Genomic DNA, 13,590 nt, shown 5'->3' on the forward strand with positions numbered 1-13,590 from the left:
ATAGGTGACTACTACTCGTGGATTAGAAGGTATTGTAGCAACACAGTCAAGCGTAAGTTCAATTATTGATGATGAATTAACGTATCAAGGCTACGGCATTGATGATTTAGCTGAAAATGCTAGCTTTGAAGAGGTCATTTATTTACTTTGGAACGGCGAACTTCCTACCAAAGAAGAATTGAAATCGTTTACAGAGCAGTTGGCTGCTGAAGCCGAGGTTCCTGAAGAAATTTTCGCTCAAATGAAAGCCTATCCAATTAAAGACGTACATCCAATGGCGGCTTTACGCTCTGCTATCTCAGCACTTGGTTTATTTGACTCAGATGCAGAAAAGATGGACGAAGAAGAAAATTACAAAAAAGCGATTCGTCTTCAGGCGAAAATCCCGACAATCGTTACAGGTTTTGAACGAATTCGCTCTGGTCAAGAGCCAATTCAACCGAACCAAGAGCTTTCCTTTGCCGCGAATTTTCTGTATATGCTGAATGGCGAAACGCCTGATGATCTTTCGATAGAAGCATTTAACAAAGCACTTGTTTTGCACGCTGATCATGAGCTTAACGCGTCAACATTCACAGCTCGTGTATGTGTGGCAACCTTATCAGATGTTTATTCTGGCTTAACTGCTGCGATCGGCGCGCTTAAAGGACCTTTACATGGTGGAGCAAACGAAGCGGTAATGAATATGCTTCTAGATATTAACGAACCAGAAGAAGTAGAGCCTTATCTAAGAAAAGCATTAGACAACAAAGAAAAAATAATGGGCTTTGGTCACCGCGTTTACAAAAATGGTGATCCACGTGCAAAGCACTTACGTGATATGTCAAAACAATTAACAAGTGTTGTGAACGAAACTAAATGGTATGAGATGTCCATTCAAATTGAAGAAATGATTACGAAAGAAAAAGGGTTGCTTCCAAACGTTGATTTTTACTCTGCAACGGTTTACCACAGCCTTGGCATTAAACATGATTTGTTTACGCCAATTTTTGCAGTGAGCCGTACTTCAGGTTGGTTGGCGCATATTTTAGAGCAATACTCAAACAATCGTTTAATCCGACCACGTGCAGAATATATTGGTCCAGATAAACGTTCTTATGTTTCCATTGAATCAAGATAACAACTAGTTTAATGTAAAAATGGACGGAAAATTTCCGTTCTACATATTTTGGATGGAGGGAATAGAAACATGGCAGCAGAAAAAATTCAAACTAATAATGGTGTATTAAACGTACCAAACGAGCCAATTGTACCTTATATTGAAGGAGATGGAACAGGTCCTGATATTTGGGCAGCTGCTTCTCGCGTGCTAGACGCAGCAGTAGAAAAAGCTTACGGTGGCGAGCGCAAAATCCACTGGAAAGAAATTTTAGCTGGTGAAAAAGCATATAACCAAACTGGCGAATGGTTGCCTTCTGAAACGTTAGACGCCATCCGCGAATACTTAATTGCGATTAAAGGACCGTTAACAACACCAATTGGTGGAGGAATTCGTTCATTAAACGTGGCGCTTCGTCAAGAGCTTGATTTATACACGTGCCTACGTCCCGTTCGTTACTTTACAGGCGTACCATCACCTGTTAAACGTCCAGAAGACACAAATATGGCAATCTTCCGTGAGAACACTGAAGATATTTATGCTGGGATCGAGTTCCAAGAAGGTTCTGACGAAGTTAAGAAAGTTATTTCTTTCTTACAAGATGAAATGGGTATTAACAAAATCCGTTTCCCTGAAACATCTGGTATTGGGATTAAACCAGTATCGAAAGAAGGTACTGAGCGTATTGTCCGTGCGTCTATCCAGTATGCATTAGATGAAGGCAGAAAGAGCGTAACGCTTGTTCATAAAGGAAACATCATGAAATATACAGAAGGTTCATTTAAGAACTGGGGCTACGAGTTAGCTGAGCGTGAGTTCGGCGATAAAGTGTTCACATGGGCTGCGTATGACAAGATTGTTGAAGAAAAAGGCCGCGATGCTGCTGATCAAGCACAAAGTGAAGCAGAAGCAGCAGGGAAAATCATTGTGAAAGACTCGATTGCAGATATCTTTTTACAACAGATCTTAACTCGTCCAAAAGAATTTGATGTTGTGGTGACAATGAACCTTAACGGTGACTACATTTCTGATGCACTAGCTGCTCAAGTTGGTGGAATTGGAATTGCACCAGGCGCAAACATTAACTACGATACGGGCCATGCTATTTTTGAAGCGACACACGGTACAGCTCCTAAATATGCAGGCTTAGATAAAGTAAATCCATCGTCTGTTCTTCTATCTGGTGAGTTGCTTCTTCGTCACCTTGGCTGGAATGAAGCAGCAGATATGATTATGACATCAATGGATAAAACAATTGAAAGTAAAGTTGTCACGTATGACTTTGCTCGTCTAATGGATGGTGCAACGGAAGTTTCTTGTTCTGGATTTGCAGATGAACTAATCAAGAACTTGTAAACGTCAATGTTCGAACCACAATTCGAGTAAGGAGATGTTAGCATGGCTATTACACGTAGAAAAATTTCGATTATTGGTAGTGGATTCACTGGAGCAACAACCGCATTAATGGTTGCCCAAAAAGAACTTGGTGACGTTGTTTTGGTTGATATTCCAGACATGGAAGGTCCGACAAAAGGGAAAGCGTTAGACATGATGGAATCAACGCCTGTACAAGGAGTCGATTCTCGCATAACCGGTACGTCGGATTACGCTGACACGAAAGGTTCCGATGTGGTTGTCATTACAGCTGGAATTGCACGTAAACCTGGAATGAGTCGCGATGATTTAGTATCCACAAATGCGAAAATCATGAAATCTGTTACAAAAGAAATTGTGAAACATTCGCCTGATTGCTACATTATCGTCTTAACAAATCCAGCAGATGCGATGACATATACTGTATTCAAAGAGTCTGGGCTTCCAAAAAATCGTGTAATTGGACAATCTGGTGTGTTGGATACAGCTCGCTTCAGAACCTTCATTGCGGAAGAGTTAAACCTTTCTGTAGAAGATATTACGGGATTTGTACTCGGTGGTCACGGTGATGATATGGTACCATTGATTCGTTATTCTGCTGCTGGAGGCGTTCCGCTTTCCACGTTACTTTCTCCAGAGCGAATTGAAGAGATTGTTGAACGTACCCGTAAAGGTGGCGGAGAAATTGTAAGCCTACTGGGTAATGGAAGTGCCTACTATGCACCAGCTGCATCGTTAACACAAATGGTGGAAGCCATTGTAAAAGATAAGAAACGTGTCATCCCTACAATCGCTTATCTAGAAGGGGAATATGGCCAGCAGGATCTTTATCTTGGTGTGCCGACCATTCTTGGTGGTGATGGAATCGAAAAGGTGATTGAACTGGAATTAACAGCGGACGAACAAAGTCAGCTTGAGAAATCTGCTGATTCTGTTCGAAACGTTATGGGTGCTTTACCAACCGCATAAAAACAAAAAAGCCTCTATAGAGGCTTTTTTGTTTTTCTTATGGTTAGGCTCTAGCGACAGCCGGCTTTTTAACCTTTACGGTTTTCTCGTTTTTAACGAAGCTGTTTTTAAATAGGCTAATGACTTTCGATGTAATCACAATTGATAAAATAGAAAGCAAGCCAGGTATAACCCCAATAACGAGGAAGCTAAGCAAGACAACTGTAGCGTCAAAGATAAAATTTGTTTTTCCAGGATCAATGCCCGCTTTTTTCTGTAGAAACAAAGCTAAGATGTTTGCGCCACCGAGAGACGCTTGATTTTTAAAGAGTAGCGTTAACCCTAAGCCGATAGATAATCCACCAAATACTGCACCTGCGAACATGGGGATCGTGAAACTAGGCAAAAACGTATCTACAGCTGTTAGAAGTGATAACAATGTAACCGACAGCGCTGTAATGATGGTGAAGGATAAGCCCATTCGCATGAACGAGAAAATATAAAACGGGATGTTTACTAGGAAAAACAAGAGAGAAAAGGGGAGGCTAATTAAATAGGAGAGCGTTAACGTTAATCCTGCCGTACCTCCAGTAACAAGTCCAGCGTGGCGCAGTAAGAGTACACCAAGTGCAACGATAAAGCAGCCAGCCAAAATGGATGCCATCTTTCGAATAAAGTTCATGTAATCACCTTCATGTTGTTATTATCTTAATTTTATATAACAATGACCGACTTTTGTATAACAACTAGTAGGATCTTCTAAAATGTGGTTTAATAAATGAAGGGAAATGATAAATTATTTGTACAAAATGAAAAAGGTGATCTTTTTTTATGGATAGAATGGATTGCGATATCCTTAAATTGCTACAAGACAATGGAAGAATGACGATTAGTGAATTATCAAAGGAATTAGCGTTAAGTCGACCAAGTATGTCTGAAAGACTTGTCCGTCTTCAAGAAAAAGGCGTTATTCAAGGGTTCACAACAAGAGTTTCGTTAAAAGAAATTGGCAAGGATATTCTTCTTTTAATTCAAGTGAGCGGTTTAAAAGTCTCTTTATCTGATTTTGAACAGATTATAAAAGAAGAGAAAGATATTATTGAATGCCATCGTGTTACTGGAGAAGTAAGTTATTTCTTAAAAGCTGCTGTTTCGGACGTGAACAATATGCGTGCGCTAATTGATCGATTAATCCCTTACGGAACGATCAATACTTCTACTGTATTAAACTCGCCTGTGCCATATCGGACGATTCTTCCTGACATAAAGGAATAGCACTATTTCATATTTTTGCTATACTAAGGAAGAATAGAGAGAAGAGAAAACATAAGATAAGATCGTTCAAACAATAGATAAAGGAGTGTCAACTACCTATATGGCAAAGCGCATTTTAGTAGTCGATGATGAACCATCCATTTCCACTTTATTAAAGTACAACTTAGAACAGGCTGGTTTTGAAGTGGAAACGAGGCTAGATGGTCTAGCTGGGTTTGAACGAGCAAAAGAGGTTCCGTTTGATTTAATTGTGTTAGATCTTATGCTTCCGAGTATGGATGGGATGGATGTATGTCGAAATTTGAGACAGGAACATATTTTTGTACCTATTCTTATGCTTACGGCCAAAGATGATGAATTTGATAAAGTCCTCGGGTTGGAATTAGGTGCAGATGATTACATGACAAAACCTTTTTCTCCTCGCGAAGTATCGGCGAGAGTTCGTGCCATTTTGCGGAGAGTAGAGCAAACCCAAGCTTCCAGAGAGGAAGTAGCGGTAAAAGGAAAAGGGCGTGTCATTAAAGATCTCACCATTTATCCTGATAATTACGAGGTGTATGTTAAGCAAGAATTGTTAACATTAACGCCGAAAGAATTTGAATTACTTGTTTATTTATCCGAAAATAAAGGTCGAGTGCTGACAAGAGATCAGCTTTTAAATGCTGTATGGAACTATGAATTTGTTGGTGATACACGAATTGTTGATGTCCATATTAGCCATTTACGTGAAAAGATTGAACCCAATCCAAAAAAACCGGTCTATATTAAAACGATTCGAGGGCTTGGCTATAAATTGGAAGAACCCATTCTAAATGAATAACGTAAAAAATCGGTTTATTGTTAGTATAATGCTCGTCGTTACCTTCGTTCTGTTAGCTTTAGGTTTAACGTTAGGGGCGTGGTCAAACGAGCAATATGTTAACTTCGTTGAAGAACGTATGAAAAATGAAACAGCTTTAGCAACTTGGACGGTAGCGGAAAATGGTTTCCCTGAACAAGAAGAGGCGCAGGAAATCGCGACGAAAGCTGGGGAAATTTTTGAAGGGCGTTTAACAATTATAGCCGCTGATGGAACGGTGTTTGGAGATTCATGGGCAAACCCAGCACAAATGGAAAATCATTTAAATCGACCAGAAATTGTACGAGCTTTAGCAGATGACGATGTTGAGCTTCGCTATAGCGAGACGATAGGGGAAGATTTGCTTTATTATGCGCAACCTCTTTATGAAGCGGATGAGCTTTTAGGCTACGTCAGAATTGGACTGTCTGTTGAGTCCTTGAATCAAATCAATCATACTGTTTGGCTCGTCATTTCAGTAAGCTTTATTTTAGCATTTTTAATCCTTTTTCTCCTTGTGAGCCGAATTACGAAACAAATTATACGTCCGATTGATCATGCGACAAATGCAGCAATACGATTAGCTGAAGGTGACTATAAGACGAGAACATTTGAAGATCAGCACAAGGAATTAGGTCGACTTGGTCGATCCATTAATATTCTCGCTTATAATCTAGAACAACTCTCTAGACGTCACCAAGTACAACAAGAACAGATGGCAGCGTTGATTGATCATATGGGAAGTGCGCTCCTCTTTATTAATGTTCGTGGGGATGTGGAGTTAATTAATCGAACCACCGAACAAGTTTTTAATGTAGAGGCTTCAAGCATTACAGGAAAACCTTATTATGAAGTCGTACCGAGTGAAGAATTAAGCAAATTCATTCAAACCATTTATATGACAGAAAATAAGCAACGGGGTCAAATCGAATGGACAGATCATTTTTTCACAAAAGTATACGACGTGTACGGGGCGCCTGTTGTCACTAACGCTAGTCGATTAAGAGGGGTGACGATTGTTCTTCATGATATTACAGAACAAAAGAAACTCGAACAAATCCGAAAAGACTTTGTTGCCAATGTTTCGCATGAATTAAAAACGCCTGTAACTTCGATTAAAGGGTTTGCGGAAACGCTGATTGACGGTGCGTTAAATGATCGAGAATTGTCGATGCAATTTTCAGAAATTATTTGGAAAGAAAGTGACCGACTTCAATCACTTATTATGGATTTACTTGAACTATCGAAAATAGAAAATGCTCAATTTTTACTTCATCTAGAAAGCATTTCATTGAAGGAAATTTCTGATGAAGTCGTGACGTTGCTAGCGAGTAAAGTAGATGAAAAAGAGATGACGCTAAGGGTAACCGAAACTGGAAAATCGGTAATAGAAGGGGATGCCCAACGTTTAAAGCAAATTATTTTAAACTTAGTCACGAATGCAATCGCGTATACTCAATCAAAGGGCTCTGTCGCTATTCATCTCATTGAAAAAGAAAATGACGTTGAATTGCATGTGCAGGATACGGGCATCGGTATTAGTACGCCTGAAAAGCTGCGTATTTTTGAACGGTTCTACCGAGTTGACCGAGCAAGAAGTCGTAATTCAGGCGGGACCGGCCTTGGCTTAGCTATTGTCAAACATTTAGCTGAAGCGCATCAAGCGAAACTAGAAGTAGAAAGTGAAGAAGGCGAAGGGTCTACCTTTAAAGTGATCTTCCCTAAAAAACAAGCTTAACAAGATCTTTACACATTGTTTAAATGAACTTCATATAGGTCGCTTACACTATAGGAGAACGGTCTTATCCAGATCGATAATCCTCTGTCGGTCGACTTTGATGGCAAGAGCATCTGCTCTTGTCTTTTTTTTACGTACGCTCGTTCCCATCTGTTTTCTTTTTTATTTATGAGTATGGTACAATACCGATACATGTTAAGTCAGGAAGGGGAAGATCCCGTTTGAAAAAATTAGTTCTAATTGATGGCAATAGTATTGCATATCGTGCTTTTTTTGCATTGCCATTATTGAGCAACGATAAAGGTGAATACACGAATGCCGTTTATGGCTTTACGACAATGCTTTTAAAGGTATTGGAAGACGAAAAACCTACCCATCTTCTTGTCGCATTTGATGCTGGTAAATCAACATTTCGTCATAAAACATACGCAGAGTATAAAGGGACGCGCCAAAAAACCCCCTCGGAGCTTTCTGGTCAAATTCCGATGATTCACCAACTTTTGGACGCATTTTCAATTAAGCGTTATGAAGCGAAAGACTATGAAGCAGATGATATTATTGGGACTCAAGCGGTTGAGGCTGCAAAAGAAGGCTACGAGGTTGTCGTTATAACAGGCGATAAAGATTTGCTTCAGCTTGTAGATGATCATATTGAAGTTGTTTTGACACGGAAAGGAATTACGGAAGTCGATCGCTATAATGAACAAAAAATTGATGAGCGCTATGGATTAAAACCAAAGCAAATCATCGATTTAAAAGGATTAATGGGCGATACTTCTGATAATATTCCAGGTGTTCCAGGTGTAGGAGAAAAAACGGCTTTAAAACTGTTAGCGCAGTTTTCAAATGTAGAAACCGTTTTAGAATCGATTGATCAAGTTTCCGGAAAAAAATTAAAAGAGCGATTAGAAGAGAATAAAGAACAAGCGATTTTAAGTAAAAAACTAGCGACGATTATGACGGAAGTCCCGTTAGATACTCCTTTAAATGAATTACTTTATAATGGCTATGATTATAATCAAGTGAAAGAATTGTTTAAATCGTATTCCTTTCAATCTTTATTAAATCGGATTGGAGCAGATGAAGAGGAGCAAGAAGAGGTATTAGACGACTTCAAATACGACATTGTTACAGATGTCACTTCTGATCACCTTGTCAGCCCTTCAGCTCTAGTCGTTGAGATTTTAGGAGAAAATTATCATCAGTCTGAGATTATTGGGTTAGGATTGACCAATGAAAACGGTAGCTTCTTTATTCCAACTTCGGTTGCAGTCGAATCTGAAGCGTTTCAATCATTCATGGCGGATGAACAGAAAGAAAAATACTTATTTGATGCCAAACGAGCTGTAGTCGCTTTAGCATGGCAGGCTATTGAATTGAACGGTGTAGCATTTGATTTACAAATGGCGTCTTATTTACTTGATCCATCCTTGTCTTCTCATGAAATTAGTGATATTGCTTCCCGAAAAGGAGCAGTGCGTGTGCAAGAAGATGAGACGGTGTATGGAAAGGGCGCTAAACAAGCTGTTCCCGAAGAAGAAAAATTGGCTGAGCACTTGGCGCGCAAAGCGAATGCAATGTTTGTGTTAAAAGATACCCTTGAAGACGAATTAAAGCAAAATGAACAGTATTCGCTATTTGCCGAGCTGGAAATGCCTCTTTCTATCGTATTAGGGAGAATGGAACGAGAAGGAATAAAAGTTGATCGAGAACAGCTACAACATATGGGCGAGGACTTATTGAAGCGTTTAGAAACGTTGGAACAAGCGATTCACAAAGAAGCGGGCGAGTCGTTTAATATAAATTCGCCGAAGCAACTTGGACAAGTATTGTTTGAAACACTTGGGCTTCCTCCTGTGAAGAAAACGAAGACAGGTTATTCGACGAGTGCGGACGTCCTTGAGAAACTTGCCGGTGCGCATCCGATTATTGAGCATATTTTGTTGTATCGACAGCTGGGCAAGCTCCACTCAACCTATATTGAAGGATTATTAAAAGTAGCTGATGAAAAGACAGGTAAAGTCCATACACGATTTAATCAAGCATTAACACAAACGGGTCGATTGTCTTCTACTGATCCGAATTTACAAAACATCCCGATTAGACTTGAAGAAGGTAGGAAAATTCGTAAAGCGTTTGTACCATCGAAAGACGATTGTGCCATCGTCTCTGCCGACTATTCTCAAATTGAACTACGGGTGCTAGCCCATATTTCTGGTGATGAACGAATGAAAGAAGCTTTTTTGAAAAACATGGATATTCATACAAAAACAGCAATGGATGTTTTCCATGTTGATGAAGAGAACGTAACAGACCAGATGAGAAGAAGTGCAAAAGCGGTTAACTTTGGCATTGTTTACGGGATTAGTGATTACGGGTTATCGCAGAATCTCGGTATTACACGAAAAGAAGCAAAAGAATTTATTGACCGTTACTTAGCTAGTTATCCAGACGTTAAAGCCTATATGGAAAACGTTGTGAAAGAAGCTAAAAAAATGGGTTACGTGCAAACGATGTTAGCGAGAAGACGTTATCTTCCAGAACTTTCAAGTAGCAATTTTAATCAAAGAAGTTTTGCAGAACGTACAGCGATGAACACGCCGATCCAAGGGACGGCCGCGGACATTATTAAACAAGCGATGGTTCAGATGAGCGAAGAGCTTGAAAACTCTTCTATTGAAGCGACCATGCTCTTGCAGGTACACGATGAATTAATTTTTGAGGTAGTTAAAAAGGACGAACAAGCGCTAAAGGATTTAGTCACAAAGGTAATGGAGAATGCTCTCGAGCTAGATGTGCCGTTGCAAGTCGATGTGTCGAGCGGTCCTTCTTGGTATGACGCAAAATAAGGAGGAGAAGAGTTGTGCCTGAATTACCTGAGGTGGAAACTGTAAGGCGAACGTTACTCGAACTCGTTCGTCACAAAACGATTCAACAAGTCACGATTCATTGGCCGAAAATGATTAAGGAACCTGATGATGCCCAAGTATTTATGCGGCAAATCGTTGGGCAGACAATTCATGATGTTCGGCGACGAGGAAAATTTTTACTGTTTGAACTAACTGATTTTGTGCTCGTTTCTCATTTACGCATGGAAGGACGCTATGGATTATATAAATCTGACCAAGATGTTGACAAGCATACGCACGTCATCTTTCATTTTGACGATTACACAGAATTACGCTATGCCGATGTGCGAAAGTTTGGGACGATGCATTTGTTTCAAAATGGAACAGAGGAAACGATGCTTCCGCTCTTACAGCTTGGAGTTGAACCTTTTTCAGAACAATTTACAGTCGAATTGTTACAAACGGCTTATGAGCAATCTAAACGAACAATTAAAACGGCGCTACTTGACCAAAAAACGGTTGTAGGTTTAGGAAATATCTATGTAGACGAGGCGTTATTCCGTGCGGCGATTCAACCGGAGCGTCTTGCTTCATCCATAACAGCGGAAGAGATGACGGTGTTGCATCGAGCCATTATCGATACGTTGCAAGAAGCGGTTGATGCTGGAGGAAGCTCCATTAAATCGTACGTGAATGGCCAAGGTGAGATGGGCATGTTTCAGCAAAGTCTTCATGTGTACGGGCGGAAAGATCAACCTTGTCATCATTGTGGAACGCCGATTGTAAAGACGGTTGTAGGTGGTCGAGGTACTCATTTTTGTCCACTTTGTCAACATTAACACTCATGCTGTCCCCTCCATATACTATTTCAAAGATGGAATAGTAAGGAGGGTTTTTTTGTCGTCCTTAATTGTTTTAGCTATGGCATTAAGTTTAGATAGTTTTGGTGTTGGCTTAACATACGGCATGCGAAAAATTAAGATTCCTTGGCATTCGCTCGTTTTTATCGGTTTATGTTCTGGTATCTCGATTTTAATTGCGATGAGTGTAGGGACCACCCTCGCGCAGCTGATTTCTGTGTCAGCAGCGGAAATGCTCGGTGCTTTTATCTTAATTGGCATTGGAGCTTGGGCAGTGTTCGAGTCGTATCGACCTCAAAAAGAACATGTACAGAAGCAACAAAAACAAGAAGTTGATTTTACGATCAAGATGTTTGGGTTTGTCATTCATATTTTACGAGATCCAGAAAAAGCCGACATGGATTCATCAGGAACTGTAACAGGGCGTGAAGCACTTCTACTCGGTTTAGCACTTTCTTTAGACGCATTTGGTGCTGGGATTGCTGCTGCATTAATGGGTTTTTCTCCTCTTGGGCTGGCACTATCAGTTGCTTTTCTTAGTGTAATGTTTGTATTATTAGGGATGGTTGGGGGACACCGTCTTGCTCATGTGAAGTGGGTAAAACGATTATCGTTTCTTCCAGGCATTTTACTTATACTTATTGGGCTATTGAAGCTGTAGTGGAGGGGTAAGCGTCTTGAATATTGGCTTAACTGGTGGAATTGCAAGTGGAAAATCTTTCGTTTCAACATACCTTTCTGAAAAAGGTCTTCCTATCATTGATGCGGATAAAATAGCGAGACAGGTTGTAGAACCGGGAACACCTGCGCTTGAACAGATTGTGAATCAATTTGGTGAAAAGATTTTACAAACAGATGGTCATTTGGATCGAAAAGCTCTAGGCTCGATTGTGTTTGCAAGTGAAGAAAAGCGGAATCAATTAAATCGAATCGTTCACCCAGCGGTCAGAGAAAAAATGTTACATGATGCAGCGGCATATAAAGAAGAAGGCTACGACACGATTATTTTTGATATTCCACTTTTAGTTGAGAGTCATCTCTTTCATTTAGTTGACCAAGTTTGGATCGTTTATGTAGATGAAGAAACGCAATTAACACGACTTATGGAACGGGATGGATCAACGAGAGAAGAAGCGTTACAGCGAATTCGCGCGCAAATTCCGTTAGATCAAAAAATCCAATACGGTGATCAAGTCATCAAGAACTCAGGCACAAAGCAAGAGACAGCTCAACAAATTGATCAGCTGCTACGCGAACTTCAACAATAATAAAAAAAGCGTAAGAGGCTACATGAATGAACCATCATGTACGCCTCTTTTTCTTATTTTACGAAAATAATGGAGTTATCAGGTTCATTTATGTTATACTAATTCATAGAATACTAATAAAAAATATAACACATTTCAGACCGAGAGGATGAAATCCAGATGAAGACAAACATAGCGATCAATGGTTTTGGAAGAATTGGAAGAATGGTATTTCGAAAAGCATTCATGGAAGGCAACGTAACGATTAAAGCAATTAACGCCTCTTATCCAGCGGAAACGTTGGCGCATCTTATAAAATACGATACGGTTCACGGTCCGTTTATGGGAGAAGTATTTGCTCAAGACGGGAAATTGTTTGTGAATGGAAATGAAATCGTTTTACTAGCAGAAAGAGACCCTAAATTATTGCCATGGTCCGATCTGAAAATTGATATCGTCATCGAAGCGACTGGTAAATTTAAAACGCGAGAAACAGCTGGCTATCATTTAGAAGCTGGCGCAAAAAAAGTCATTATTACTGCTCCAGCTAAAGGTGAAGATGTCACAATTGTGATGGGCGTAAACGAAAGCGATTACAAGGATAGCGATGATATTTTATCAAATGCTTCATGCACAACGAATTGCCTTGCTCCTGTAGTAAAGGTATTAGAAGAAACATATGGCATTGAAAGTGGAATGATGACTACAGTTCATTCTTATACAAACGACCAAAAAAATATTGACAACCCTCATAAAGATCTACGTCGTGCTCGTGCTTGCGGTCAATCCATTATTCCAACGTCAACAGGTGCAGCAACGGCTATATCCAAAGTATTACCTGCTCTTGAAGGCAAATTAACAGGGATGGCCCTTCGTGTGCCGACACCAAATGTTTCGCTTGTAGACCTTGTGGTGCAATTAAAAACAGACGTCACGGTTGACGAGATCAATAGCACGTTTGTTCATGCCGCGAACCATTCTATGAAAGGCATTTTAGGCTATACGAGTGAACCTCTTGTATCGATTGACTTTAATGGGGAAGAGCAGTCCGCAGTGATCGATGGTCAGTCAACGACTGTGTTAAATAGTCGTCAAGTAAAAGTGCTTGCATGGTATGATAATGAGTGGGGATATTCATGTCGCGTTGTTGATTTAATGAACTATGTTGCTGAACGATTAACCAATAAAAAAGAAGCATATTCAGCTTCGTAAATGAGTTTCCTTTTATTTCTACAAAATACGGTTGCAATAACGATTTAAAACAAGTATACTGAATCCCGTGAGTTCGTTTAACTACGGGATTCGTTTTTCTTGCAGCATGGGTTAGGACCTCTTTGGACTAACTTTCCCCCCTGTACGAAT

The 13,590-nt window shown here is 40.0% G+C and carries 12 protein-coding genes; 11 read left to right on the forward strand and 1 reads right to left on the reverse strand.

Translation table 11 applies throughout. The features are described from left to right. Positions 1–4: 4 nt before the first annotated feature. From citZ to mdh, 3 genes are all read left to right on the forward strand, one after another. Positions 5–1,120, forward strand: coding sequence for a citrate synthase (citZ, locus tag ACE1TH_RS02005; protein ID WP_099301483.1), 1,116 nt, complete (start codon positions 5–7; stop codon positions 1,118–1,120). A 69-nt stretch (positions 1,121–1,189) separates the two neighbouring features. Then, positions 1,190–2,455, forward strand: coding sequence for an NADP-dependent isocitrate dehydrogenase (icd, locus tag ACE1TH_RS02010; protein ID WP_099301482.1), 1,266 nt, complete (start codon positions 1,190–1,192; stop codon positions 2,453–2,455). 42 nt (positions 2,456–2,497) lie between these two features. Then, positions 2,498–3,442: a malate dehydrogenase gene (mdh, locus tag ACE1TH_RS02015; protein ID WP_099301481.1), complete on the forward strand. Its 945-nt coding sequence runs from the start codon at positions 2,498–2,500 to the stop codon at positions 3,440–3,442. A gap of 43 nt (positions 3,443–3,485) precedes the next feature. Here the strand turns inward: mdh and ACE1TH_RS02020 are convergent, their stop codons facing one another. Continuing rightward, complete coding sequence (locus ACE1TH_RS02020; RefSeq protein WP_375078288.1) at positions 3,486–4,103, reverse strand: YitT family protein; 618 nt, start codon at positions 4,101–4,103, stop codon at positions 3,486–3,488. A 149-nt stretch (positions 4,104–4,252) separates the two neighbouring features. On the opposite strand from ACE1TH_RS02020, the gene ACE1TH_RS02025 reads away from it, so the two are divergent. The 8 genes from ACE1TH_RS02025 (at position 4,253) to ACE1TH_RS02060 (ending at position 13,440) form a co-directional block, all read left to right on the forward strand. Then, the gene (locus ACE1TH_RS02025) at positions 4,253–4,696 is read left to right on the forward strand and encodes an Lrp/AsnC family transcriptional regulator (RefSeq protein ID WP_099301480.1); all 444 of its coding nucleotides are present in this window, start codon (positions 4,253–4,255) and stop codon (positions 4,694–4,696) included. A 100-nt stretch (positions 4,697–4,796) separates the two neighbouring features. Further along, entirely contained in the window at positions 4,797–5,516 is a 720-nt protein-coding gene (locus tag ACE1TH_RS02030; RefSeq protein WP_099301479.1) for a response regulator transcription factor, read from the forward strand. After that, positions 5,509–7,272: a two-component system histidine kinase PnpS gene (pnpS, locus tag ACE1TH_RS02035; protein WP_099301478.1), complete on the forward strand. Its 1,764-nt coding sequence runs from the start codon at positions 5,509–5,511 to the stop codon at positions 7,270–7,272. The genes ACE1TH_RS02030 and pnpS overlap by 8 nt, the downstream gene beginning before the upstream one ends. Positions 7,273–7,493: 221 nt before the next feature. Then, a complete protein-coding gene (gene polA, locus ACE1TH_RS02040; protein ID WP_375078289.1) occupies positions 7,494–10,121 on the forward strand; it encodes a DNA polymerase I in 2,628 nt (875 codons plus the stop codon). 14 nt (positions 10,122–10,135) lie between these two features. After that, a complete protein-coding gene (mutM, locus tag ACE1TH_RS02045; RefSeq protein WP_375078290.1) occupies positions 10,136–10,960 on the forward strand; it encodes a DNA-formamidopyrimidine glycosylase in 825 nt (274 codons plus the stop codon). A 58-nt stretch (positions 10,961–11,018) separates the two neighbouring features. Next, positions 11,019–11,642, forward strand: a complete 624-nt coding sequence (ytaF, locus tag ACE1TH_RS02050; RefSeq protein WP_255223607.1) for a sporulation membrane protein YtaF — start codon at positions 11,019–11,021, stop codon at positions 11,640–11,642. Positions 11,643–11,658: 16 nt separating this feature from the next. Then, positions 11,659–12,249, forward strand: a complete 591-nt coding sequence (gene coaE / locus ACE1TH_RS02055; protein ID WP_375078291.1) for a dephospho-CoA kinase — start codon at positions 11,659–11,661, stop codon at positions 12,247–12,249. Between the two features lie 159 nt (positions 12,250–12,408). Continuing rightward, positions 12,409–13,440: a glyceraldehyde-3-phosphate dehydrogenase gene (locus ACE1TH_RS02060; protein ID WP_099301474.1), complete on the forward strand. Its 1,032-nt coding sequence runs from the start codon at positions 12,409–12,411 to the stop codon at positions 13,438–13,440. Positions 13,441–13,590: the final 150 nt, after the last annotated feature.

This window comes from Shouchella sp. JSM 1781072, from assembly GCF_041949915.1.
Taxonomy (GTDB): Bacteria; Bacillota; Bacilli; order Bacillales; family Bacillaceae_D; genus Shouchella.

Coding starts and splice junctions, on each gene's coding strand:
- ACE1TH_RS02025 (WP_099301480.1), top strand. CDS start 4,253: ATGGATAGAATGGATTGCGATATCCTTAAATTGCTACAAGACAATGGA.
- ACE1TH_RS02030 (WP_099301479.1), top strand. CDS start 4,797: ATGGCAAAGCGCATTTTAGTAGTCGATGATGAACCATCCATTTCCACT.
- ACE1TH_RS02060 (WP_099301474.1), top strand. CDS start 12,409: ATGAAGACAAACATAGCGATCAATGGTTTTGGAAGAATTGGAAGAATG.
- ACE1TH_RS02020 (WP_375078288.1), bottom strand. CDS start 4,103: ATGAACTTTATTCGAAAGATGGCATCCATTTTGGCTGGCTGCTTTATC.
- mdh (WP_099301481.1), top strand. CDS start 2,498: ATGGCTATTACACGTAGAAAAATTTCGATTATTGGTAGTGGATTCACT.
- pnpS (WP_099301478.1), top strand. CDS start 5,509: ATGAATAACGTAAAAAATCGGTTTATTGTTAGTATAATGCTCGTCGTT.
- icd (WP_099301482.1), top strand. CDS start 1,190: ATGGCAGCAGAAAAAATTCAAACTAATAATGGTGTATTAAACGTACCA.